The 24,630-nt window shown below is 41.1% G+C and carries 19 protein-coding genes and 1 pseudogene; 6 read left to right on the forward strand and 14 right to left on the reverse strand.

The annotated features are described in order from the left end of the window. Positions 1 to 33: 33 nt before the first annotated feature. From HHA43_RS03850 to cxpE, 4 genes are all read right to left on the reverse strand, one after another. Complete coding sequence (locus HHA43_RS03850) at positions 34 to 2,448, reverse strand: CSLREA domain-containing protein (RefSeq protein WP_228284147.1); 2,415 nt, start codon at positions 2,446 to 2,448, stop codon at positions 34 to 36. A 57-nt stretch (positions 2,449 to 2,505) separates the two neighbouring features. Continuing rightward, on the reverse strand, positions 2,506 to 4,326 hold the full coding sequence (gene rbtA / locus HHA43_RS03855; RefSeq protein ID WP_168541733.1) for a rhombotarget A: 1,821 nt from the start codon (positions 4,324 to 4,326) through the stop codon (positions 2,506 to 2,508). Between the two features lie 122 nt (positions 4,327 to 4,448). After that, complete coding sequence (hda, locus tag HHA43_RS03860; RefSeq protein WP_168417769.1) at positions 4,449 to 5,153, reverse strand: DnaA regulatory inactivator Hda; 705 nt, start codon at positions 5,151 to 5,153, stop codon at positions 4,449 to 4,451. A 14-nt stretch (positions 5,154 to 5,167) separates the two neighbouring features. Next, the gene (cxpE, locus tag HHA43_RS03865; RefSeq protein ID WP_168541735.1) at positions 5,168 to 6,388 is read right to left on the reverse strand and encodes a chloramphenicol efflux transporter CxpE; all 1,221 of its coding nucleotides are present in this window, start codon (positions 6,386 to 6,388) and stop codon (positions 5,168 to 5,170) included. A 135-nt stretch (positions 6,389 to 6,523) separates the two neighbouring features. Between cxpE and purM the strand changes: the two genes are divergently transcribed. Further along, positions 6,524 to 7,594 (forward strand): phosphoribosylformylglycinamidine cyclo-ligase, encoded by a 1,071-nt coding sequence (gene purM / locus HHA43_RS03870; protein ID WP_168460155.1) that lies wholly within the window; start codon positions 6,524 to 6,526, stop codon positions 7,592 to 7,594. A 10-nt stretch (positions 7,595 to 7,604) separates the two neighbouring features. Beyond that, positions 7,605 to 8,234: a phosphoribosylglycinamide formyltransferase gene (gene purN / locus HHA43_RS03875; protein ID WP_168541737.1), complete on the forward strand. Its 630-nt coding sequence runs from the start codon at positions 7,605 to 7,607 to the stop codon at positions 8,232 to 8,234. Between the two features lie 79 nt (positions 8,235 to 8,313). Here purN and HHA43_RS03880 read toward each other — a convergent pair whose 3' ends face one another. Together HHA43_RS03880 and sppA are read right to left on the reverse strand one after the other, a co-directional pair. Beyond that, positions 8,314 to 9,132 (reverse strand): alpha/beta fold hydrolase, encoded by an 819-nt coding sequence (locus tag HHA43_RS03880; RefSeq protein ID WP_168541739.1) that lies wholly within the window; start codon positions 9,130 to 9,132, stop codon positions 8,314 to 8,316. After that, positions 9,129 to 10,151, reverse strand: coding sequence for a signal peptide peptidase SppA (sppA, locus tag HHA43_RS03885; RefSeq protein ID WP_168541741.1), 1,023 nt, complete (start codon positions 10,149 to 10,151; stop codon positions 9,129 to 9,131). The genes HHA43_RS03880 and sppA overlap by 4 nt, the downstream gene beginning before the upstream one ends. Before the next feature lie 127 nt (positions 10,152 to 10,278). On the opposite strand from sppA, the gene HHA43_RS03890 reads away from it, so the two are divergent. Then, positions 10,279 to 11,268 carry a lysophospholipid acyltransferase family protein gene (locus tag HHA43_RS03890; RefSeq protein WP_168541743.1) on the forward strand — a complete coding sequence of 330 codons (990 nt, stop codon included), beginning with the start codon at positions 10,279 to 10,281 and terminating at the stop codon, positions 11,266 to 11,268. Here HHA43_RS03890 and HHA43_RS03895 read toward each other — a convergent pair. The 3 genes and pseudogenes from HHA43_RS03895 to HHA43_RS03905 form a co-directional block, all read right to left on the reverse strand. Beyond that, positions 11,225 to 13,661: pseudogene (locus tag HHA43_RS03895) on the reverse strand (DNA internalization-related competence protein ComEC/Rec2). The gene HHA43_RS03890 and the pseudogene HHA43_RS03895 sit on opposite strands and share 44 nt — an antisense overlap. Positions 13,662 to 13,815: 154 nt before the next feature. After that, positions 13,816 to 14,499: a lipoprotein-releasing ABC transporter ATP-binding protein LolD gene (gene lolD / locus HHA43_RS03900; RefSeq protein WP_168541745.1), complete on the reverse strand. Its 684-nt coding sequence runs from the start codon at positions 14,497 to 14,499 to the stop codon at positions 13,816 to 13,818. Then, positions 14,492 to 15,727, reverse strand: a complete 1,236-nt coding sequence (locus tag HHA43_RS03905; RefSeq protein ID WP_168417760.1) for a lipoprotein-releasing ABC transporter permease subunit — start codon at positions 15,725 to 15,727, stop codon at positions 14,492 to 14,494. Before HHA43_RS03905 ends, lolD begins: the two co-directional genes overlap by 8 nt. Before the next feature lie 25 nt (positions 15,728 to 15,752). Here HHA43_RS03905 and HHA43_RS03910 point away from each other — a divergent pair, with 25 nt between their 5' ends. Next, complete coding sequence (locus tag HHA43_RS03910) at positions 15,753 to 16,325, forward strand: PilZ domain-containing protein (protein ID WP_168460165.1); 573 nt, start codon at positions 15,753 to 15,755, stop codon at positions 16,323 to 16,325. Between the two features lie 67 nt (positions 16,326 to 16,392). Here HHA43_RS03910 and HHA43_RS03915 read toward each other — a convergent pair whose 3' ends face one another. Both HHA43_RS03915 and HHA43_RS03920 read right to left on the reverse strand, forming a co-directional pair. Next, positions 16,393 to 17,310, reverse strand: coding sequence for a DMT family transporter (locus HHA43_RS03915; RefSeq protein WP_168460166.1), 918 nt, complete (start codon positions 17,308 to 17,310; stop codon positions 16,393 to 16,395). A gap of 12 nt (positions 17,311 to 17,322) precedes the next feature. Continuing rightward, positions 17,323 to 17,802 (reverse strand): YaiI/YqxD family protein, encoded by a 480-nt coding sequence (locus HHA43_RS03920; RefSeq protein ID WP_168417757.1) that lies wholly within the window; start codon positions 17,800 to 17,802, stop codon positions 17,323 to 17,325. A 240-nt stretch (positions 17,803 to 18,042) separates the two neighbouring features. Here HHA43_RS03920 and HHA43_RS03925 point away from each other — a divergent pair, with 240 nt between their 5' ends. Then, positions 18,043 to 18,975, forward strand: a complete 933-nt coding sequence (locus HHA43_RS03925; protein WP_168417756.1) for a hypothetical protein — start codon at positions 18,043 to 18,045, stop codon at positions 18,973 to 18,975. Between the two features lie 420 nt (positions 18,976 to 19,395). Continuing rightward, positions 19,396 to 19,536 (forward strand): hypothetical protein, encoded by a 141-nt coding sequence (locus HHA43_RS03930; RefSeq protein ID WP_168417755.1) that lies wholly within the window; start codon positions 19,396 to 19,398, stop codon positions 19,534 to 19,536. Positions 19,537 to 19,639: 103 nt separating this feature from the next. On the opposite strand, the gene serC is transcribed toward HHA43_RS03930, so the two are convergent. From serC to gyrA, 3 genes are all read right to left on the reverse strand, one after another. Further along, complete coding sequence (gene serC / locus HHA43_RS03935) at positions 19,640 to 20,719, reverse strand: 3-phosphoserine/phosphohydroxythreonine transaminase (RefSeq protein ID WP_168460168.1); 1,080 nt, start codon at positions 20,717 to 20,719, stop codon at positions 19,640 to 19,642. 174 nt (positions 20,720 to 20,893) lie between these two features. Continuing rightward, entirely contained in the window at positions 20,894 to 21,337 is a 444-nt protein-coding gene (locus tag HHA43_RS03940) for a DUF3887 domain-containing protein (protein WP_168541747.1), read from the reverse strand. Positions 21,338 to 21,421: 84 nt separating this feature from the next. After that, positions 21,422 to 24,403 (reverse strand): DNA gyrase subunit A, encoded by a 2,982-nt coding sequence (gene gyrA, locus HHA43_RS03945; RefSeq protein ID WP_168541749.1) that lies wholly within the window; start codon positions 24,401 to 24,403, stop codon positions 21,422 to 21,424. Between the last annotated feature and the right edge of the window lie 227 nt (positions 24,404 to 24,630).

Raw genomic sequence — 24,630 nt, forward strand, 5'->3', positions numbered from 1 at the left:
AAATGGGCTTCTTTTTTATAACATCTGTTTAAGTTAAGACTTGAACCGCGTGTGACGGCGATAGCCCACCAAGCCTAGTAAAGTCATTAATCCCCAAATACCCAAACTTCCCCCACCACCACTACTGGCTTCATAGTTGGTGTTCTTGGCTGTATTCTCCAAAGTAATAGTCGCTTCTTCTGATAGTGCCTGCTCATGATCAAACACGGTATATCTCAGTTCATAATCGAATGGGCTAAAACTATTACGCACTTGTACCTGAATATTGCCTCCATAGCAGGTTTCACGTGCATAATCACCTGGACAAGGTGCTTTACGATCTGCCGTTAGCACCACGCTAGAAGGGATATGTGTAAAGCGAATTACGAGCTCTTGTCCTGTATGGTCTCTATAGAATGCTGGTTTATTGGTATTTTCAGTTAAAGTACTGATTATGCCATCCCCACCATCGCTATCATTCGCCAATGGATTAAAACTAACTTTCAAGTCTGACCCATATTCCATACGTATGCGATCATCTTTTGCAATTGGCTGAATATTATTAAATTTCCCTTCCAGCAAACCTGATGAATGATGATTACTGTCCGATTTTGAGGTAATGGTATATTTACAGTACGCAGAATCAGTTAGCTCTGTCACTTTGTCATTCAAACGATACATTAAGATACGCTGTAATTGAGCATCCCACTCACATTTAAACAATGGGTCTTTAGTCAGTTTATCTACATTGAACGTTGTTCCTGTACCAGAAACAGCCCCTATGCCTAGTGCTTCTGTTTGAATACTAAAATTCTCTGAGTTTAACTGTTTTAACTGAACGAACTGACCATCTGCGGTTGGCTCATCTTGCTTTAACGCCAATGCAAATGGATCAATATAAATTGCACGATATTGTTGTTTGGCTTTGGTATGATTTAGCAAATCTTGTAAAGTTTTCAAATCAGTACGTGCCTGTGTCAGTAAAGCCTGATCACTGGTTTTGTTTTGATCTATACTAGCCTGTGTACGATCAATTTGCTCTTGATACCCATCTAATAATCTCTCATACGAAATATTACTCAAACTGGTAATATCTGTAGCATTTAAACGCATGACTTCGACAGCACCAATGTCGCAGCTATTTTTTGCATCCGGATTTAAAGTGAGTGTCGCGTTACTAACCCGTGCCAAACCACGTTGATCCTCTTCGGCACAACCAAAACCTTCGACATCAATCAAGTCTTTACTTGGGTCTACACCACGCTTTGGATAATAAAGTGGCAAGAATAAGTTATAAGCCGAAGGTGCTTGTAAAGGCTGAAGCAACTGATCAAAACTCAAGCCTGTTAAATCAATATTCTTGCTCAATTCATAGCTACTACTAGCCTTTTCAGGTAAATCACACTCACCTTGTTCTGCAGTCGCACTCGCTGGCAATATTGCATTGCGTACAGTAACGATATTGAGTTGCTGCTGATTTAAATCTTGAGCAGATCGGCAAGATTTACCTTGGTTAAAGGCCAACATATTAAAAAAGAGTGCGATACGCGGATGCTGATCATAATACAGTGTACTGAATGCTTGGTTTTCAACAATAGTATTACTTTCTAAAGATACTTGAGACAATGTACTTAAAGGATGCTGATCAGAATGAACTAGATTAAAAATATGTCCTTGATTAGCATTTGCCTGGTTTTGTGCAATTGTGCTTGTGCTTACTTTAAGATCTGGCTGCCCACAAAGATCAAATGTACTCTGACTATCTGTAGACCCATTCTGGATAATACTGCTACGATTTACGTGAATAACAGAACGTGTATTGACTAGATTAGCCTGGCAATCCATAGCCAGAACACTTCCTACTTTTGCCTGGTTATGATGAATGAATGCATTTTCCAAATTAACCTGACGTTCAGTCTGATGTGCAACTACATATATTGCACCACCCTGTTCGGCCTTTGAGTTTTGGATTTCTATATTATTTGCAGACAATGGTCCTGCTACAAAAACAGCACCTCCTTTGCCTTGATCTTTAGCATTAAGATTACCACCACCATTGGCATTACCATTTTTGAGTACCAGATCATACAAGGCTACACTGGCTTGAGTATCCGAAGTATTCAGAATACGACTGTTACCTTGTGCATTAATACTGGTTTTTAATGGTGCAATAGAAGGATAACGATGCGTCAGCGGATCACGCTGGTTATAGTCTAAAGCAGCTGCACCATAAATCCTCACCATAGATTCAGGACGTAACTCTGAGTTTAAAATGTACTCGCCTTCCTTCAACTGAATATAGTCTGTACTACCACGGTTTGTATTACCTGCACTACATCCACCAAAAGCAATATTTTTCTTGGCTGCGACTAAGGCTTCACGCAAGGAACAATTATTCAGATCTTCACCATTTTGATCCTCAAAGGTGGTCACCTGAATAACACGATTATCCGCTGCCATAAGTGACATCGCTGACAGCACCATTATCCCTAACAGTGTTTTTTTATTATTTTTCATATTTATCCTTTATGCTTTTTTACGGCGTAAACCTAACAAGCCCAATAAAGCCATTAATCCGTAAGCGCTCCACGCACCACCTGAAACATTTAATTTATCGCTTTCCATGCGATTTTCATGTTCTTGTATGACCTGAACTTTCACTTCCATATAAGGAGAAGTACTATTAAAACGCGTTGTGCTCGTGACCAGTTTAATTTTAAAAACATCTGCCCCATGCCAAGCAGAATCAGGGGTGTAAACCAAGTTACCAGACTCATCAATCGTCAGCTTACCTTTAGAGCGGGTATCTAATTGTTCGATTTGTACACATCCGGCTTGCCAAGGCTGCCCTGTTGGATTCGTCGGATAGACTTGATCACAAAACTCTTTAGGCACAAGGTCACTATCACCAAGTAAGTCACTCACTGTCATTTTTGCAATTTGGCCAGCCAGAATATCTTGACCGATTAAGCCTCTAGATGCAGGCACCATTACCTCAATTGCACCACGATCGCATAACGTACTATCAAATTCACGTTGCATCCCACGCTGATCAGCTGAAGTACACTCCTGCATAGGCAACCCTGCTTTAGCAAGTTGACCTTTATTCACCACTAAAGAATCTTGCAAACTTTGATCAGTCAGCAACACACGTGGGCGAACAAAACCTAAGAACGCATTTTCAGGCACATGGTATGGACAAAATAAGGCTGCAGCATCTTCGCTCAGAGTTTTACATGCTCCTTCAAGCATATTACCCGCAAAGATGGTATTACCCGTCCAAATTCTGTTTGGATAATTCGCATCGCCCGTACTGCAACCTGCACCAACCAGATTATTTTGTAATACGGTGGCATCTGAACCTGCTTGGGTACAGTTATAAGCTAGGCTATTCACTGGATGTGGGTTCGCCAAAACAATACTGTTCGCTACATAGCCTTTACCCAAAGGGGCATTTAAATAAATACCGCGCGTGTTCCCCAGGATGCTGACATTGTTGATACCAATACCATCAAGGACATTCAACACATACCCTTCATTAGCAATAAAGGTACTACTTGTCACCTTGTTCACATCATTTGAAAAAACTTGGGTATTTTCATCTGCTGTGCTGCTAGCTACATATAAATTGGAAGAGTTTGAATTCGTAGTTTTATTGCTCTTAAAAACCGATGAAGTTACTGTAAAATTAGGAATTTTACTGTAAATGGCACCGCCATCTTGCGCTTGGTTATTTTCAAACAGGCTATTTTTTACCTGCATTAAGCCTCTAACAACACGATCAAGATCAGTAGTGATTTGCGCCAAGTTATAAATTGCACCACCTTGATTGGCAATACCTTTACTCAGCTTTACGTACTCTAAATTTAAATTTTCATTATTCAGAATTAAACCGCCTTGTTCCTGACGGCAGCGCTCCTCTCCACAGCCTTCTAATGTTAGCTCTTTCAGTGACACATTTAGGAAACGATCCTGGCTATCATCAACATGGAAAATCCGACCATTCCCACGCATTTGAATAATGGCATTATTTAATCCTGGCGAGGTTTTGTCATTAAAACTGCTATCGTAAGTGGTTTTTATTTCCAAGCTTTCAGTAATTTTAAGTTGCTGATCTAGCTGATAAATCGCTTTTTTTTCTAATAAAATCACATTGGAGGCATTTTCACCGCCACATCCCAAATGGCCTTGTTCAGGCTTTCCTAAATTAATATATTCGACGGCTTCACGCAAAGAACATTGTTGATCATCTGCTTTTGTGTCTGCAGTGGTGGTGACAATGATATTACTACTATATGCATGACCTGCGATAAACAGCATACCAATGCCGATGCTCTGCTTGAGCATAAGCGTACTCCTTGTAATTTTCTTTGTTTTTTTTCTTCTTTAGTTGCAAATTCCCTGCAACTTCGAATTATTTTCCCAATAATTTCGCACAGCTTGGGCAAATTCTCAAGTAATTTTAATTTTTACCGATATTCGTCAATCAGCGCATAAATCTGACGCAAATTGGCGCCACTTAATTTTGTTTTTTCGCCTTTGAGTAACTGCACCAACTGCTCAAGGCTTTGTAGCAAGATAGAAGTTTGTTGCGGCCCATGCAATAACAAATAATCAATAATTTGAGGATCAATCAAGATACCACGACGTTCCAGCACCGAACTCACCAGTGCTTGTCGGTCTGCATATAAACTGCCCGAAGGTACTTTAACACTCACCGCTTGCGTCAAGCGTGATTGTAAATCGGGTAATTCCAACTTCAATTCAATCGGTGCAAAACGGGAGGAAAATACCAACTGACCACCTACTTCATTACTGTAGTTGATCAAATGAAAAACTGCACGTTGCCAATGTGGCACACCACTAATCGCTTCAATATCATCTAAGGCAACCAAGTCATAGCGATCTAAAGACGTGATTGCTTCGGTTGGGGCATCGAGCAACTCAAGTAAAGACACTTGAATGGCAGATTTGCCAATTTCTAAATATGAATCACAAATTGCAGATAGCAAATGACTTTTGCCTGTACCTGCACCGCCATAGACATAAAAACGGTTGACCAGTCCTGCATGAAGCTGTCGTACTGCATCAATGACGTGCCCCCAACCCGGACCAGAAAAGTCACTGATCCGTGCATCTAATTGAGGCTCGATGTCTAACTGCAGTTGACGCATATAACTGTAATCACCTAGGAGTCTGGCTGATCTGAGGGTTTTATCTTACTTGATTTTTCAGTCTGTTGCAGTGAATTTGCAGCATGAGAGTCAAGTTCGATATCAATATGCACTTGTGAGGTTTCAATACTGATATCACCCGACACTGCATCTTCAGACACCACCACAGGCTGTCCATATAGATAACTTTTTTCATAATAATCACGCAAATGCCGCAGCAAGACCACAATCACCGCAGCAACTGGTAAGGCAATCAACATCCCCATAAAACCTGCGAGCTGCGCGCCTGCCAAAACTGCGAAAACCACGGCAACAGGTGAAAGTCCAATTTTATCACCCAATAAAAATGGTTGCAGAATGTAGCCTTCCACGGCCTGCCCAATCATGAACACCACCAGCACCAAGACCAATTGCATCCAGTCAATCCCAAATTGCAGGAAAGTAGCAATGATTGCAGCAACAATTCCTACGGCAAAACCCAAATATGGAATAATACTGGCCAGACCAGCAATCATGCCAATAATTAAGCCAACCTCCAAACCAATCAGTTGTAGGCCTGTGGCATAGATCACACCCAACAAAATCATCACCAAAAACTGACCTTTCACAAATGCGCCTAAAACACTGTGACATTCTTGCACCACAGTCAAAGTGCTTTGCTCATACGGACGTGGAATTAAACGACGTAAACTGTCGAGCATGCGCTGCCAATCCAACAGGAAATAGAAAGCGATAATTGGAATAAGTACGACCGTCCCCCCAATCTGGATAAAATTCAGTCCAGACTGTGCAACACGCAAGGCCATTGCTTGAATGCTATCGGCACTGTAATTGGTCTGCACATAATCCATCACAATTGTGGTCATGTGCGTAGTATCAATTTCCATTTCTTCAATATTGAAGGTGGACGACACCCAAGGCAAAAAGGTCGAATTAATCCAGTTAATACCTACAGGAATACTGTCACGCGCAATAATCAACTGTTTCCAAACCAATGGAATGATGTACCAAACAGCAAGCGTTAGCGCGATACCAATTCCAATAAATACAATACTGATTGACAACCAGCGCGGCAAACCGACTTTGCACAAGTTTTCCACCAATGGACTAAATAAATAGGCCATGAAAAATGCGACCACAAAAGGAATGACAACCGGTTTTAATAAGTACAGCACCCAAAGGAGCAGAACTATCCCAGACAGGATAAAAATGCGACGCAAGGTACGATCGACCATAGAAATTCGCCTTTTTTCAGTTTATTCGTTATAGAAGCTAAAATATTTAAATAAAGATAGCATTTTGGCGCATAAATAACATAAGAGTTTCGTATATTCAGGTATAATCGGCCCCGCGAATGCGGAGACTTCATTATGAGCAACTCAACTTCTAACCCTACCACTGGTTTAAGCTATAAAGATGCTGGTGTCGATATTGAAGCGGGCGACGCGTTAGTCGATCGTATCAAATCTGTTGCTAAGCGTACTACTCGTCCTGAAGTGATGGGTGGATTAGGTGGCTTTGGCGCACTTTGTAAAATTCCTAAAGGTTATGAAGAACCTGTCCTCGTATCTGGCACAGATGGTGTAGGGACTAAATTACGTTTAGCGTTGAACCTAAATCGCCACGACACCATTGGTCAAGACTTAGTCGCAATGTGTGTAAACGATTTGTTGGTATGTGGTGCTGAACCTTTATTTTTCCTCGACTACTATGCAACAGGTCACTTAAATGTAGACGTTGCTGCCAATGTTGTGACAGGTATTGGTAAAGGCTGTGAGCTTGCAGGCTGTGCGCTTGTAGGTGGTGAAACAGCAGAAATGCCAGGCATGTATGAAGGTGAAGATTACGATCTTGCAGGCTTCTGTGTGGGCGTGGTTGAGCAAAGCAAAATTATTGATGGCTCTAAAGTAAAAGCGGGTGACGTTTTAATTGGTGTTGCATCTTCAGGCGCGCACTCAAACGGTTACTCTTTACTTCGTAAAATTTTAGACGTAAAAAATGTTGATTTAACTCAATTAGTTGATGGTCGTCCACTTGCTGACGTTGCCATGGAACCAACACGCATTTATGTTAAATCTATGCTTGAATTATGCAAACAAGTAGATGTGCATGCTATGGCACACATCACTGGTGGCGGCCTACCTGGTAACTTACCTCGCGTATTGCCAAATGGTGCGCAAGCAGTGATTGATGAATCTTCTTGGGAATGGCCTGAACTATTCAAACTATTACAACGCGAAGGTGGTGTAGAACAGTTTGAAATGTATCGTACCTTTAACTGTGGTGTAGGGATGGTTGTTGCTGTAGATGCCAATGATGCAGACAAAACTGTAGCACTTCTCAACAGCTTAGGCGAAAAAGCGTGGGTAATGGGTCGCATTCAAGATAATGCCGAATCTGTTGAAGGCGCAGATGAAAAAATTCGCGTAATTTTTGCGTGATTCAACACCCATGATCAAAATAGCTGTTCTTGTTTCAGGCAGCGGAAGTAACCTACAAGCCCTGATAGATGCCAATCTTTCAGGGCATATTGTTGGGGTCATTTCCAATAAGCCTGATGCCTATGCCCTCACCCGTGCGCAAAATGCAGGTATTCCAACCGCCGTCATTGAACATAAGCAATACCCTGACCGTGAAACCTTTGATGAGGTGATGCATCAGCAATTGCTGGCCTGGAATGTCGATTTGGTCGTTCTTGCAGGCTTTATGCGAATTTTAAGTGCCAAGTTTGTGCAGGCTTGGGAAGGAAAAATGCTCAACATCCATCCTTCACTCTTGCCACATTATAAGGGCATGCATACCCATCAACGTGTACTCAATACTGGTGATACCTTACATGGCTGTACAGTCCATTATGTCACAGCTGAACTGGATGCAGGCCCAGCACTTGCACAAGGTGTATTACAGGTAAATCTGCATGATACGCCTGAAAGTTTGGCCAATCGCGTACATGTATTGGAACATTTAATTTACCCACAAGTGGTTGAATGGATTTGCAATGGTAGCCTTGAACACACCGCACAAGGCGTGATGTATCGTCAGCAACTGTTACAGCAACCAGTACAGTTTTGCCGTGTTTAAGCAATTGGCTTAATGGGTACAAAATAAAAAACGCCTGTTATCAGGCGTTTTTTTATGCACGGTGCAAACAAGTATCTTTTTACACCACGCTTGCTTTTGTTTGCTGGGCTTGAATTAAGTCTTTAATCAACTGCGCAGTCTCTATAGGCTTTTCTAAGGGGAACATGTGCCCGCCTGCCGTAACCTGATACGGTATCCCAAATTTCTTAGAAGTAATCTGTGGAAAACCAGGCTTTAAAAATGGCCCTTTTTCTGCAATTACCAATTGCATTGGCACTTTCGGCTTAGACTGCGGCAACCACCAAAGCGATGGATTGGTTCTGAAGATATTGACTTCATCCATTTTTGGAATGGTCAACTCTACCCCACCACGAACACTGTCTTCTGTTAACGCATGATCAATATAGGCCTGAAAACAGTCTGCATCAAAGTCTTTGTAAAAACCTTTAGGACGCAATAATTCTGCAGCATGCGCACGACTCTCCCAATGATCACGACGTCGCAAAGACAAAGCTGCGGGTGACATTTGATCAACCGCTTTGAGTTTCATCATTTTAGCAAAATGCAAAAATACTGAAGCTTTGCCCATAATTAAAGGTGGATCGAGCATAATCACTTGCTCAAACAACTCAGGACGTTGCAATGCTGCTTGAAAAGACAAGACCGCACCTAAAGAATGTCCCAACGCTATGACTTTACGGCCTTGCGATTGACGTACAATACTGTCAATCACTTGCTGGGTTAAGCTATGCCAATGGTTATCAATTGGATAACGCTTATCTGGCCCTAGCAACGGGACATCAATCACATCGTAATCATCTTTAAGTGAATCAAAGAGTTTTTGATAGACCTTTGATGGCACACCATTGGCATGTGCAAAATGAATCAGTGGTTTCATTGTAATTTCGCGTTTTGCTCAGTCTGAAGCTGTTGAGAAATTGAAGTGGCAAAACCCTCTCCCACTGCGGCCCCCATACGACCCAGTACAGAGTCTAAAGGACTATGTTCAATCGTATAGTTCACAGCTTTATCAAGGTTTAAGTCACGCTTTAGGCTATTTAGACTACCAATTTTATCGGCAATTCCCAGTGTAACTGCTTGCTCACCTGTCCAGAATAAACCAGAGAAAATTGCAGGATCTTGTGATTTCAGTTTCGCACCACGTCCATTTTTCACCGCTTGAATAAAATGACCATGCACATTATCCAATACTGCTTGCACATGCTTTTTCTGTGCAGGATCGACAGGTTGCGTCATCGACAACAAGGCTTTATTTTCACCCGAAGTCATAGTGCGATCTTCCACACCCATTTTTTGCATTAAACCACTCAGGCCGTAATTTGGCATAATTACACCAATTGAACCCACCAAACTAGATGGATTGACAATAATTTCATCGGCAGCAGAGGCAATATAATAGGCACCTGAGGCACCAGTATCGCCAATGACAGCATACAGTTTTTTATCCTGATGCTGTTTTTTCAGATATTGAATTTCTTGCCAAATTTCATCGGATTGTACAGGTGAACCGCCAGGTGAATTGATGTTCAGCACTACGGCTTTACTGTTGCTATTTTCATAGGCTTTTTTCAGCGACTTAATGGTGTCGTTGCTGTTCACACTTTGCTTATCTGATGCAATCGTTCCAACAATATCAACCACCGCTATGTGCGGACTCGCGGCAGATGGATTCGTCGTCGTGGTACTACAGCCTTTGCCCATAATGACCAAGAGCAAAAAAATATAGGCAAAAGTTAAAAACTTAAAGAAAATTCCCCAACGGCGTGCACGACGTTGTTCTTCAACTGAGGCTAAAACTGCTTTTTCTAATAGTTTCCACTCATTGCCTGTTGGCTGCTGTGCATGTGGTGGGATTTGCTGCGATTCATTTTGTGGTTTTGGTGGCCAATCGGACATGAAACAATCCAAAAAATAGTAAATTTGCTCCATTATATACACGGAATTGGCAAAAACTGTCTAAAGCCTGTATTTTCTCCTATAATATTTCGCATCTTTATTCTTTTGACCAATTGACGCTGTCATTATGACCCAACCTGCACCTACAACGTCTTTATCGCGCTTGCTGCATTTTGTCAGTCGTCAGCCTTTGTCTGTTGCGCGTATTTTTGCCAAATCGTTGGCTTTTTTGGTCAATCGTCTACGTTTAAGTAAAACCTCACAAACCATTGAACTGAATTTACAAATTGCACTTCCTGAATTAGACGTTCAGCAACGTAAACTCGTTACCCAACAAGCGATTCGTAACGAACTCACCTCTTATTTTGAGTTTTTTCATATTTGGGGCTCAAGCAATCAAAAGAATATTCAAAGAATTCATCAAGTACACGGTTTAGATTTATTACAAGAAGCACTTGCCCAACAAAAAGGCGTGGTGTTGATTGTGCCGCATTTTGGCACTTGGGAAATTATGAATGCATGGATTGCACAATTTACCCCAATGACCATTATGTATAAGCCAGTGAAAAATCCTGCTGCAGATGACTTTGTTCGTCAGGCACGTAGCCGTGAACAGGCGAATTTAGTTCCAACTGATGAGTCTGGCGTGCGTCAGATTTTTAAAGCCCTGAAACAAGGCGGTACTACGGTGATTCTGCCTGATCATACTCCCAATGTGGGCGGTGAAATGATTCCATTTTTTGGCATCCCTTTGGAATCGAGCAACTTAAGTGCCAAACTAATTCAAAAAACTAAAGCCAGCGCCCTACTTTTATATGCATTGAGAAATGAAAATCAGGGTTTTGATATTCATATCGAAGCGATTGACGAACAAATTTATGAAAGTAATGCCAATGCTGGTACAGCAATTATTCACCGTGAAATTGAAGACCTAATTCGTCGTTATCCTGCGCATTATCATTGGAGTTATAAACGATACAAAGCCCATCCAGATTTACGCGGGGTTTATCACAAGCCTGCGCATGAAGCCTTGGCTGATGTTCAGGCTGTGCGCATGCAAGCTCAGAATCAAGTTAACGCTGCAGCCACAACTTCTGTTGCCGATACGGCTGTATAAGCATGCGTTGTGGCGCATCTAAATAAAAACGTAAACTTCCATGCTGAGCCGTATGCATGAATGGAATATTCAGATCGACCAAACGTTGCTCAACGATAGGGCTAGGATGCCCATAACGATTGTCAAAACCTGCCGATGCCACAGCGAGTTTAGGCCGAAAATGTGCTAAAAAATCATAAGCAGAGCTGTGTTTACTGCCATGATGACCCAAAATTAAAACATCCACGTTTAAATCAGGATAATCCTGTAAAATTTGATATTCAGTTGCCCAGCCTGTATCGGCCATCAGCAAAAAGTCCTGATAAGGTTGTGCATTTGGCACATGAATATGTAGCACACAAGCGTATTCATTCTGCTGCTGTGCGGCATACTGTAACTGACTTGGTTTTGGAGAGAGTACCTGTATGCGTACTTGATGTGGTAAATTCCATTGTTGCCCTTGGTAACAAAATTCAAACTGGGTATTTTCAGTCACATTCACCGCTTGATTGGCACTAACCTTATGGATATTGATTTCATTTTTCAAATAAGCAAAAGCACCGCTATGATCTTGGTCTAAATGCGTGAGCATTACATGATCTAGCGTACTGATGCCCTGCACAGATAAAAATGGACGTATAATCTGCTGCCCGACACTAAACTTGCTTTCGTCATAATATCCGCCCACATCAATCATCATACTGTACGAACCAGAACGCAGAAATACGGCTTGCCCTTGCCCGACATCCAACACAACCAACTCAAACTTTTGTCGTTGCGGGTCAATTAAAATGAGGGGTACAAAGCATAAGGCAGCCCAAGTCTTAGGCAAAACTGATTGTGGTAAAAACAGCAACAACAACCCTATACATAAACAAATATAAACTGCAGCCGACATTTCGATGCTAGATAGCTGTGGTACAAATAAAGCGTCTATACCTCGAAATATCAGTAACAACAAAGCCAGTAAATTATCATTCAGTTGAAACAATACTGCTGACAATGGCTCAAATAGAAAAAAGCTAAGACCTGCCAAAATATCTAAGGGTACAATCACTAACCCAATGAAAGGAATGGCCACGATATTGCTTAAAGGAGCAATCCAAGAGACTTGCTTAAAAAACACAATCACCAGTGGTAACAAGGCAATGAATATTTTCCATTGCGATTCAACTAAAATTTTAAAGCCCTGCCAGAATTGTTGCCAGCGACTGAAATAAATACGTTTGGGTTGATGATGCAGGCTCTGATAAATTCGCAGCAAAATAAAACATGCACCATAAGATAGCCAAAATGCTGCTGACAATACGCTCAAAGGATCTAAATAGAGCAACAAAGCAGCGCTGTAAATCAGTAAGGCAAAACTGCTTATTTTTTGCTTCAGCAGCAACATTATTGTGACGACACTGCACATCAACAAAGTTCTGAGTGCTGGAATTTCGAAACCGACAAATGCCGTGTATAACCCTACACAGCTTAAAAATGGTAACAACAATAGGTATTGTCTGGGCATCCACAAATAGTAATGCGGGCGATAACACCTAATTAAGCGATCCAAACACCAACACAGCATTGCTGCAAAAATCAGCACATGTGGCCCCGAAATTGCCAGCAAATGACTAATCCCAAAGCGTTGAAATTGATCTTCAATTTCACTAGATAACAGACTTTTATCGCCCGTGAGTAACGCTAAAAGCAGACCTTTATGTTGCAAAGACTGCTGTTGAATAAACGCTCGAATTTGATAACGCTGTTGCTCTACCCATAACCGAAATTTTGCCCTAAGCGTGTGTTGTGCACGCCAATGCTTGCTCAAACCCATGCTATAAATATGTTGGGCAGAAATAGGCTGGACATGAGTTACCCAGAAATTGCCCATGATATTTTGCTGCAAATACCATTGCTCTACATCAAATACACCTGCAGTCGCATAGCTATGCGCAGGGTAAACCGTACCACTGAGCTTATAATACTGACCTAATTCTAAGTCGGGTAATACAGAGTTTTGAGCTAAAGCAAGCCATGTGACAGTTTGTGTATGTCGATTCAACACCTCAATAGGTTGTGAAACATTGTTGTCTTTTAACTGATTTAATTGCCGTACATAGACGATGACCTCTGCTGTGTCACGTTGCAGTTCACGCCACTGCATTCTGCATTCGCTGCTGTAACTGTGAATCTGCGTAAAACCAGCCTAAAATAAAACACAATAGACTGGCCAAAACCCCATTCAATAATTTCCAATACACAGAAGGCAAACGCTGCTGCACATAAACTTGCAGCCCAATACACAATATAAAAATGAATACCAGCACGCGTGGTAATGCGTTTAGAGTATCAAAAGGAAAAAATGAAACGCGTATTCCAACACAGGCAATTCCCATTACCCAAGCTAGCCCAATGAATTGCAACATGAAAATTCAGTTTATTATTTTTATTGGCAAGCATCATAAAGCCCGCCGAAGCGGGCTTCAATAAAAGAGTCTTATTCCACTAATGCAGCTTAGCTCGACTATCCACAATGGCCTACATTAAGGTCAATAATGACGTGGTCAAATTTAAGAATTTTTAACCATCTACCCAAACACCATCTTGCATGTGCAAAATGGTATCGGCAGATTTCGCCAACTCTTCATCATGGGTCACAATCAACATCGCCATGTTCATTTCACTACGCAATTCGCGCAGAAGTTCAAACACTTTGACTGCAGTTTTACGGTCTAAATTACCTGTGGGTTCATCGGCAAGCATCAGTGCAGGTTTGGTGACCAAAGCACGTGCTAAGGCAACACGCTGACGTTCCCCACCCGACAATTCGCCAGGTTTATGGGTTAAACGATGTGATAAACCGACACGTTCTAGCAAGTATTCTGCCTGTGCTTTCACTTCTTTAAATTGCGTACCTGCACGTAACATCAGCGGCATTGCAACATTTTCTAACGCAGTAAACTCAGGCAGCAAATGGTGAAACTGATAGACAAAGCCTAAATACTGATTACGCAGATAACCACGCTCTGCTTCACCTAAATTATCAAAACGCTGCCCATTTAAAAATACCTCACCTGTACTTGGTCGATCTAAACCACCTAACACATGCAGCAAAGTACTTTTCCCTGAACCACTTGCACCCACAATCGACACAAACTGCCCTTGCTGTACCTGTAAATCTAATCCACGAATCACTTCTACAGTAGTTTTGCCATCGGTAAAGTGCTTAGAAACTTGTTTCGCTTCAAGAACAATTTTACTCATAACGCAATGCCTCTGCAGGTTGAATTTTTGCTGCACGTAACGCAGGGTAAATGGTTGCCAAGAAACTTAAAATTAACGACAGACTTACAATCACCACCACATCTTGCCATCTTAAATATGAAGGTAAGTAGTTGATAAAGTAAGCATCAAACAAGTTAAGCCCAAAAAGATTATTCAGCCATGCAATAAAGCCACTAATGCTTGAAGCAAAAATAATACCCAAAATTGCTCCTGACACGGTGCCAATCACCCCAATGACAGTCCCTTGCACCATAAAGATTTTAGTAATGGTACTTGGCGATGCCCCCAAGGTTCTTAAAATTGCAATATCTGACTTTTTATCAGTCACGACCATAACCAATGAAGACACAATATTAAAAGCAGCCACCAAAACAATCAGGAATAACAACAGGCTGACCATCGCCTTTTCCATTTGAATGGCACTGAATAAATTACCGTGGGTATAGGTCCAGTCCGAAGCATAGAAGTTCGCTGGCAAATCTTGTACGATGTCTTGAGACACTTGTGGCGCAGCAAAAATATCATCCAGTTTTAAACGCACACCTTGTGCACCATCGGGTAAACGCAACAGAGTAGATGCATCATTCAAGGCAATATAGCCCATCATTGAATCAACTTCTGCGCCAATACTAAAAATACCCACCACTTTAAAACGCTTAAAGCGTGGTACTACACCTGCTGGTGAAGGTGTCGCTTCAGGCAAAACCAGTGTGATATTGTCATTTAAACCTAAGCCTAAGGCATCGGTCATTTGTTTGCCTAAGACAATACCAAACTCACCTTTTTTAAGATTATCGATACTGCCTGCAACCATATGGTTTTGAATAATCGAAACTTTCTTTTCGTATTCGGGTTCAATCCCCGTCACCATAATGCCCGAAACCTGACCTTGCGCAGTTAACATGCCTTGTAATTGGGTAAATGGAGCAGCCCCAACTACATGCTTATGCTGCTCAACTTTCGTTGCAAGTTCTGGCCAATTTGTTAAAATTTGTGTTGATGAAACAGTGGCTTGAGGTATCATTCCCAAGACACGATTTTTTAACTCGCGATCAAAACCATTCATCACCGAAAGTACGGTAATGAGGACGGCAACACCCAAAGTTAGACCGATCATTGAAACTAAGGCAATAAAAGAAATAAAGTGGTTACTGCGCCGTGCGCGCGTATATCTCAACCCTATATATAGCGAGATTGGTTTAAACATACCATCTAGTCCGAGGTAATACATTATGGAAAATTTACAGCATCAAAGTGTCCCGTCCGAACGTCGTGTAATGTCACGAATTGATGCTGCCTTAAGAATCAATTATCAGATCATTTCAGACGATGTTGCCTTAAATGACCCTTACGATCCTAATTTTGTTTTACCGCGTTATTTTCTACTACTCGCAGAATTAGATCAATTTGATCATGCCCTAAACTACGAATTAGAACAATTAACTGAAAAAGATCAACAAATTGCTCGAATCTTATCCTTATTCAACCAAAAATTAAACCTTATTACGGGGTCTTTGTACGATGCAATTGTACAAAGCATGTTACCTGTGCCTGAACAGGTCAATTTTTCAGAAAGTGGTTTGAGCTTTTATAGTGACCGTGAATTAAATTCGGGCAGTTATATTCATGTCACGCTCAGCCATCCTGAAAATTTCTTTCATATCGCGGCAACTGCCCAAGTGGTGTATAGCCGTGAGGAAGAAAATGGCCAATATCGCACAGGTGCGTATTTTATTACCTTACACCCTCAAGACCGCGTCAAACTTACCGAAGCTGTCGCAATAAAACAAGGTAAAGATATCTGAGTAAAGCCTAACAAAATACAATTAAAAAGAAAGTGACTTTCAAATTCTATGTAGCTTTAAGCCTTGTTTAAGATGGTGATGATGATTTTATTTTTTGTGCCAAGCTGCGGCTAGTTTTTAAATCACGATAAAAATACAGGAATAAGCCTAACAACAATACCGATGCCCCCACAAAAACCATCATGGACAATGCTTCCTGATTAAACAATGCGCCAATCAATAAAGCCAGCATGGGCGTCATCACCGTTGTTAGCGATAAAGTGGTGGCCTGAATATTTTGCACCAACTTAAAATAACAGAACATGGCGATGAGTGAAGCCATGATCACGGTATAGAGCAAAGCGGCCATAGATTTCAAACTTGGCCAAGCTGTCGGAACATCTTGCCAAATAAAAGGCACAATACATAGGGCTGCAATAGTAGACACTAAAATTGAGCCTGTGGCTTGTGCAACAGGTTCAATCTTTGCATTGACCTTTTTAACCCAGAAAATGGACATCGCATAAGTCAGTACACTCAACAGCATTAAAGCAATCCCGACAGGGTGCACATGCTGCGTTTCTCCACCAAAACAAATAATGCCCAATCCAGTAATAGACACTAGCATACCCAACCACTGCAAACGTGCCAAATGCTGCTGAAATACAAAGCGACCAATCAAGCCTGCCATAATTGGCGCAAGTCCAAACATTAAAGCAATAATGCCCGAGCTTAAATAAGCTGTGGCAATGTAGGTAAAAATTTGCGAGCCAATTAAACTAAACGAGCCAGCTAAATAGCTGTGCCATGCCTGTGCATGACATGGAAAATGTACTTTGAATAGCAACAATAAAGTCACCGCCATGGGCAATGCTAGAAAGAACCGTAGCACCAATGCCCACAGCACGGGTAAATCCGACACACTCCACACAATCGCCAAAGGTGTCGTTGCCCAAATGAAAACCAATCCTGCATAGGTCATCATAATATTGGTTTTAGATGGCATATCGGGCTCGTATTAAGCAGTTTTACGTTTTTGCTTTTGAATGGTTTGGTCTAAGCTACTGGAAAACTCACGTTTATCTCGTTCTGAAATGGGTGCAGGTCCACCTGTTTGTACCCCCGCACCACGTAAGGTATCCATAAAATCACGCAAATGCAGCCGTGCTTTCACATTGGCTACCGTATACACTTCACCGCGTGGATGAATCGCAATTCCACCCTTCTCAATCACCTGAGCTGCAAGTGGAATATCCTGAGTGATCACAATGTCATGCGCTTTCATGCGGTCTACAATTTCCTGATCAGCTGCATCTGCACCATGCATGACCTGAATGGAATTGATGCGTACCGAAGGCGTGATGCCCACAGATTGATTGGCAACAAAGGTAACTTCTAGCTGATAACGATCTGAAGCACGTAGAATCACTTCTCTCAGAATTTTAGGCAATGCATCCGCATCGACCCAAAGTTTAAATGGCAGCACAGTACAACCCATCACAATAATATTGAACTAGTGTATCAAACTCACTGCAATACAGCCTGTTTTAAAATTTCAAATTATGCAGATGAAAGCATCCTGCCGACTATTTTTCATTACGATCTCAAATCGCTTTAGCTGATGTTAAATATATCGATGATCCCCTACATTTCTGTGAAATTTCAGCCAAAGACTTGAAAAATCAAAATAACCCTCGATCTAATAGTAAAGAACAGAACCCAACATCTAAAAGTGCTTATGAACAATCAAAATAGACCAGAAATCATCCGCATTGAAGATCAAAACTTCGGTAGCCATGTAGAACATTGGAATTTACTGACGGATGAACCCTGCACTGAAGTTCCAAAATGGTTAGGGCTGGCTCTAGATGCTCCAATTATGCCAATGGGTTTATGTCGCCAAGAATCAGAAATGGATCCTGCAACTTGGCTCATTCAAGGGCCAAGCAAACAAGCGGTACAGTTGGCGCAAGTAATTGCTGTTGAAAATAATAAACCACAAGCTGTTAAAATAGCTTTTCCGTGTTTTGAAAGTCCATACAAAGTCGAAGCCAAAATTGAACGTATAATTTGCTGTAAATCGAATACCCAAGCGGTGCTTAGACTCAATTTAGGCAATAACAGTATTGTATATGCCTTTGATAGTCTCTATAGCGTAAACCACCAGCAATACCAAAAAGACCAAAGCTATTGGGTACATTTAAATGCATGGGCATACGAACTGGAAACCGTGGCCGAAGGTGAACAATTAGTGGTAGATGATCCTGCTTCAATCAAACACCACCGTGCCTTAAATGATATTTTGGCTGCCAATGATGGCGTTGCACCACCAAATTTGCAGGAACAAATTGATGCATGGCAGCCCAAATCTGAAGATGATCAGGCACCTGTCACCGTCGATTTTTCTAAAATGGTGGCATATTTATATGGTGAAAATATTGGTCAGGAAGATGAAGCATGGTTTCAGGGCAACGTGGTTGGCAAAACCAGTTTTGAATTCATGAATCAAAACTATACTGTTTATGATGTCACCCTGATTCATGATGAAAATCAGCCTGCTATTTTGATTCGTATTGCGACTAAAAACCCTGCCCATCAAAATTTTGAAATTGGACAATACATTCGTGGCAACATCTGGATTCAAGCCTACATTCACAATAAAAAACAGTAAGTTATTTATTTAACCTTTCTAATCGCCCATCGATACAATGTATCTAAAAGATGGGCGATTTTTTATTTTATTTAGGGTTAAATCGTTACCTCTATAAAAGAATTGTGGATAAACTGCCGATTATTTAATCGTTTTAAATTCAAAATAGGCTCATTTATCCACAGTTTTAAATTTATTATAAATTCAAAAATCAACTCAATTTAAAATATAAGTTGTGGATAAATTATTTAAAATAGAATTACATCAAATAATCGCAAAGCCTTAAACAGCAAGGATTTGGAAAATCTACTGTAATTATTTCAATATCGATACTTAAATCTGCTTAAAATAAAATTAGTACTTTATTTAATCAATTTTTTATGCTAAAAATATGGCTTACTACATATTTAACGATAAATAGATCATCGGAAAATAATATCTATGAAAATCGTGCAAGAAGAAAACTTACAGCATGTTGAACATCAGTTAGAGCAACGCTACCAACTCGATGCAATGTCTTGCCTATTTTTTGCATTAGGCATGCTGCTCTCTGCTTATGCTTTACACTATTTTGTTTTCTAATATCTAATGTTCTAAGTTGAATTCTCTAAACTGAAGCCAAATACTCACCTTCATTCCAAAAAAAACCCAGCTTTTCAGCTGGGTTTTTGCTTTCGCTGAGCAATTAACCGTGACGTTTTGCAAAGTCATCCATAAAGTTCACGAGAGCTTGCACACCTTCTAATGGCACAGCATTATAAATACTTGCACGCATACCACCCACAGAACGGTGACCTGCCAAATTCAGTAAACGATTGTCTTCGGCTTCTTGCAAAAATGCTTTTTCAAGTGCTGCATCCGCTAACGTAAATGGCACATTCATGATTGAGCGGTTTGCTGTGTAAATTGGATTTGCATAGAAGTCACTTGAATCGATATAGCCATACAACAATCTAGCTTTTTCCAAATTGGCTTGATGAATTTTATCCACACCACCATTTTGCAATAACCACTCAAACACCAAACCAGATAAATACCATGCATAAGTTGCAGGAGTATTCACCATCGAATCATTTTTTGCTTGCGATGAATATTTCAAAATGCTTGGAATTTCTGGCTTAGCTTGATCAAGCAAGTCTTCACGTACAATGACGATGGTTAGACCCGCAGGGCCAATATTTTTTTGCGCACCCGCATAAATCAAACCAAATTTAGATACATCTAAAGGTGCAGATAAAATGCTTGATGAGAAATCGCATACCAATGGCTTATCTGTTTCAGGAATATTGGCAAACTGTAAACCACCAATGGTTTCGTTATCGGCATAATGCACATAAGCAGCATCGGCAGATAAATTCCATTGGCTTTGTTCACTAATGGCATGCTTGCCTTCAATTTGAATACCCGCTTCTACGACATTGATATCGCCATAGCGCTGTGCTTCTTTTAATGCTTTTTCAGACCAAATTCCTGTATGGATATAATCTGCTTTGTTGTTTTTACCCAACAAATTCAACGGAATTGCAGAAAACTGCAACGATGCACCACCCTGTAAGAACAATACTTTGTAGTTCTCAGGAATATTCATTAAAGTGCGTAAATCTGCTTCAGCCTTTTCTGCAACAGCCACATAGTCTTTGCTACGATGGCTCATTTCCATAATGGAAAGTCCCTTGCCATGCCAATCCAGCATTTCAGCTTGGGCTTTTTCTAAAACGGCTGTAGGTAATGCAGCAGGACCAGCACAGAAATTGTACGCGCGCATGATTTTTCCTTATCTATGTGAAACACAATAAAATGATGGCATTTAACCACATCTTGCCCTGACTTGCATAAAATTATTTCAATATCAAATGCCAGATGCAGTCATAAAATCAATCTTTCACAATATTTATTTGTAGCATTCTCAATTCATCATAAAATTTCAGGATAGATCAGTTTACTCACCAAACACCTGAATATTTAAATTCCGAATTTTAGGTTGCTGCGTTGTAGTTGCTGAATTTGCTACAGCATCAAAACTTACATCGTATTGCACCAAGTTTTTAGGATAAGCAATTTCATAACTGATTTTATATTGCTTGCTCTGATTGGCTTGTTGCTCAATTTTCTTAGTCATCAACGTGCGAGAACGCTCTGCATCTTTAGGAATAGACTTGGAAAACTTTTTCATGACCCGTTGATTGTCCTGAAAATACTGCTGCAACTCAGGCTCAAGATGTGTCAAAAACTGCTCATATTCACCATCACGTAATTGATCATAGGCAGCAAAGGCAACCTGTTGTTGTGCCGCCGTTGGTTCAGGCACCTGATCTTGTGATTGCTTACAGCCAACTAAACTCAGCATCGTTGCAGCAAAGATCAAAGCTACTTTTTTCTTCATCGTTGTTTCCATTTTGGCTCTGTAAGAATAAGGACGCCGAAGCGCCCTTATTTCTATCATTTTCTTTGCTCTTAATTGAATTACTTAGTCAGCACTTTCTTGATCATTGGCTGCATCGGTTGGTGTTGCTTCTGCTGCTGTTTCTGAAGTCTCTGAATTTTCTAAATCATCAGTTTCCTGATCTTCAATAAAATCGTCCTCTTCTTCAACTGTCTCAATCGCTTCTACGCCCACCAATGTTTCATTTTCACCCAAGCGAATTAAACGAACACCCTGTGCATTACGGCCTGTTTGCGCTACTTCAGATGCACGCGTACGCACCAAAGTACCACCATCAGAAATCAGCATCAGCTCTTTGCTTTCATCAATGGCAACCGCACCCACCAATTCACCGTTACGTTCCGAGGTTTTGATTGCAATAACCCCTTTACCACCACGTTTTTTAGTTGGGAAATCATCTACAGGCGTACGCTTACCATAACCATTGGCAGAAGCACACAGCACTTCGCCTGTTTCTGGAACAACAACTAATGACACAATACGACTGATAAATGCTGAATCTGAACTGTCTTCATCATCACCATCTACTTCTGCATCTTCGATGTCTTCAACTTGTGCTGAACCAAAGCTGACACGCATACCACGCACACCTTTGGCTGCACGCCCCATTGAACGAACATCGGTTTCTGCAAAACGAATCGCTTTACCTTCATTGGAGAACAACATAATTTGTTGTTCGCCATCAGTAATTGCAACACCAATTAAGGTATCTTCTTCATTCAGTTCAATGGCACGTAAACCATTTGAGCGAACGTTACTGAATTGTTCCAATTCAACACGCTTCACTGTGCCCGATGCTGTTGCCATAAATACATAGAAGTTTTTACGCAATGCTTCTGCTTGTGTAGCAAATTCAGCAATGATTTCATCATCTAGATCGGTTGCAGAAAGCTCCACACCCAATTGTTTTAACTGAACACGCAGTGCATCAGATAAATCATCACCATCTGCAAGCTCAGCAAAAGCAGCTTCTAGTTCAGCATAGTGAGCAGCAATAATGGCATTAGTCTGTAGATGTGTCGCATTGGCTTTCACATAGCTACGGAAGTCTGCCAGACGTTCTGTAAATTTCTTCGGTGCATCAATCACAGGTAAAATCGCGGTGATGGTTTCATTGGCATCTAATGGCAACAAGTTCACCATTGGACGACCTTTTGCACCACGTGATGCTTGCGGCACTTCAAACACTTTCAGACGATAGACTTTACCTACATCGGTAAAGCACAGTACTGTTGCGTGGTTAGAGGTCACAATTAAATGCTGTACGTAATCGTCTTCTTTCATTGACGTTGCAGATTTACCACGACCACCACGACGCTGCGCAGCATAATCAGACAATGGCTGAGTTTTCGCATAACCTGTTTGTGAAACAGTCAGAACCACTTGTTCTTCTGGAATTAAATCTTCACGAGAGAAATCGATGCGTGATTCTACAATTTCAGTACGGCGTGCATCGCCATACTGTTGTAAAACCTGCGCCAATTCTTCACGAATCACACCCATCAACAAATTAAAGTCATTCAAAATTGCGGTCAATTCAGCAATCTGTGCCAAAATTTCAGAATATTCTGCATGTAATTTGTCTTGTTCCAGACCTGTTAAACGATGCAGACGTAATTCTAAAATTGCAGTCACTTGCGTAGGTGACAAACGGTAAATCTGTCCCTCCAAACCGAATGGACGATTTGGGTCTTCGCCTTCAATTTCATCTGGACGTACAGATACTGAACCTGCTTTTTCCAATAACGCCACGACACCGCCTGCAGCCCACTCGCCTGCCTGTAAACGCTCGCGCGCTTCGGCTGGGTTGGCAGAAGATTTAATGGTTTCGATGATGGCATCAATATTGGCTAAAGCAACGGTTAAGCCTTCTAAGATATGCCCTCGTTCACGTGCTTTACGCAATTCAAACATGGTACGGCGAGTCACTACTTCTTGTCGGTGACGAATAAATGCCGCAATAATATCTTTTAAGTTCATCAACTTTGGCTGACCATTGTCTAGGCAAACCATGTTGATGCTGAATGAGTTTTCTAATTGCGTATTCAAGAACAGATTGTTCACAATCACTTCAGCGTTTTCACCACGCTTTAAGTCAATTGCAATACGCATCCCTTCCTTATCGGACTCATCACGTAGTTCAGAAATACCTTCGAGTTTCTTTTCTTTTACCAGTTCAGCAATACGCTCAATGGTTTTCGCTTTATTAACCTGATAAGGGATTTCAGTAAAGACGATGGTGGTACGACCAGTTTTTTGATCTTCCTCAAAATGGTACTTACCACGAATATGCAAACGGCCTTTACCTGTACGGTAAGCATCTACAATGCCTGATTTACCGTAAATAATACCGCCTGTAGGGAAGTCTGGACCTGTAATATGTTCCATCAACCCTTCAATAGAAATATTTGGATTGTCCGCATAAGCCAAACACGCATGTACTACTTCGGTCATGTTGTGTGGCGCCATATTGGTCGCCATACCTACCGCAATACCCGCTGCACCGTTCACCAGTAAGTTTGGAATACGGGTTGGCATGACTTGAGGAATACGCTCAGAGCCGTCGTAGTTATCTTCCCAGTCAACTGTGTCTTTTTCTAAATCGGCCAACAGTTCATGGGTTAATTTACGCATACGCACTTCGGTATAACGCATAGCTGCTGCGCTATCGCCATCAATCGAACCGAAGTTACCCTGACCATCGACCAATTGATAACGCAAACTGAAGTCTTGCGCCATACGAACAATGGTTTCGTAAACAGCGGAGTCACCATGCGGGTGATATTTACCGATGACGTCACCGACTACACGGGCAGACTTTTTGTAAGCTTTGTTGTAGTCATTGCCCAATTCGTGCATTGCGAATAGCACACGACGATGCACAGGTTTTAGACCATCTCGTACATCTGGCAGCGCACGTGACACAATCACGCTCATCGCATAGTCTAAATACGAGTGCTTGAGTTCATCCTCAATGGCAATCGGTCTAATTTCCGATACGCTCATGCATACTCCTTATTCTGCAAACAAATTTTGCTTGCATTTTATATGTCGTAAAACTTGCAAATGATTAGCCTGAAATGCAGGCTAAAAATAAAATACAGCGAAAAATTATAGCATATACACCTGTGTTTTTGTGCTTTAGAGATGATCTTAATCTTGTTAATTTACTTAAATTTAGTGATGTTTTTTTATACTAATTTAAAAATTAAATTTATATAGCTTGGTCCACT

Source organism: Acinetobacter sp. A2, from assembly GCF_012371325.1.
Lineage (GTDB): Bacteria > Pseudomonadota > Gammaproteobacteria > Pseudomonadales > Moraxellaceae > Acinetobacter.

Excerpts from the sequence above, each read along its gene's own strand:
- HHA43_RS03850 (WP_228284147.1), bottom strand. The coding sequence starts at position 2,448 with ATGTCACTTATGGCAGCGGATAATCGTGTTATTCAGGTGACCACCTTT.
- rbtA (WP_168541733.1), bottom strand. The coding sequence starts at position 4,326 with ATGCTCAAGCAGAGCATCGGCATTGGTATGCTGTTTATCGCAGGTCAT.
- hda (WP_168417769.1), bottom strand. The coding sequence starts at position 5,153 with ATGCGTCAACTGCAGTTAGACATCGAGCCTCAATTAGATGCACGGATC.
- cxpE (WP_168541735.1), bottom strand. The coding sequence starts at position 6,388 with ATGGTCGATCGTACCTTGCGTCGCATTTTTATCCTGTCTGGGATAGTT.
- purM (WP_168460155.1), top strand. The coding sequence starts at position 6,524 with ATGAGCAACTCAACTTCTAACCCTACCACTGGTTTAAGCTATAAAGAT.
- purN (WP_168541737.1), top strand. The coding sequence starts at position 7,605 with ATGATCAAAATAGCTGTTCTTGTTTCAGGCAGCGGAAGTAACCTACAA.
- HHA43_RS03880 (WP_168541739.1), bottom strand. The coding sequence starts at position 9,132 with ATGAAACCACTGATTCATTTTGCACATGCCAATGGTGTGCCATCAAAG.
- sppA (WP_168541741.1), bottom strand. The coding sequence starts at position 10,151 with ATGTCCGATTGGCCACCAAAACCACAAAATGAATCGCAGCAAATCCCA.
- HHA43_RS03890 (WP_168541743.1), top strand. The coding sequence starts at position 10,279 with ATGACCCAACCTGCACCTACAACGTCTTTATCGCGCTTGCTGCATTTT.
- lolD (WP_168541745.1), bottom strand. The coding sequence starts at position 14,499 with ATGAGTAAAATTGTTCTTGAAGCGAAACAAGTTTCTAAGCACTTTACC.
- HHA43_RS03905 (WP_168417760.1), bottom strand. The coding sequence starts at position 15,727 with ATGTTTAAACCAATCTCGCTATATATAGGGTTGAGATATACGCGCGCA.
- HHA43_RS03910 (WP_168460165.1), top strand. The coding sequence starts at position 15,753 with ATGGAAAATTTACAGCATCAAAGTGTCCCGTCCGAACGTCGTGTAATG.
- HHA43_RS03915 (WP_168460166.1), bottom strand. The coding sequence starts at position 17,310 with ATGCCATCTAAAACCAATATTATGATGACCTATGCAGGATTGGTTTTC.
- HHA43_RS03920 (WP_168417757.1), bottom strand. The coding sequence starts at position 17,802 with ATGGGTTGTACTGTGCTGCCATTTAAACTTTGGGTCGATGCGGATGCA.
- HHA43_RS03925 (WP_168417756.1), top strand. The coding sequence starts at position 18,043 with ATGAACAATCAAAATAGACCAGAAATCATCCGCATTGAAGATCAAAAC.
- HHA43_RS03930 (WP_168417755.1), top strand. The coding sequence starts at position 19,396 with ATGAAAATCGTGCAAGAAGAAAACTTACAGCATGTTGAACATCAGTTA.
- serC (WP_168460168.1), bottom strand. The coding sequence starts at position 20,719 with ATGCGCGCGTACAATTTCTGTGCTGGTCCTGCTGCATTACCTACAGCC.
- HHA43_RS03940 (WP_168541747.1), bottom strand. The coding sequence starts at position 21,337 with ATGAAGAAAAAAGTAGCTTTGATCTTTGCTGCAACGATGCTGAGTTTA.
- gyrA (WP_168541749.1), bottom strand. The coding sequence starts at position 24,403 with ATGAGCGTATCGGAAATTAGACCGATTGCCATTGAGGATGAACTCAAG.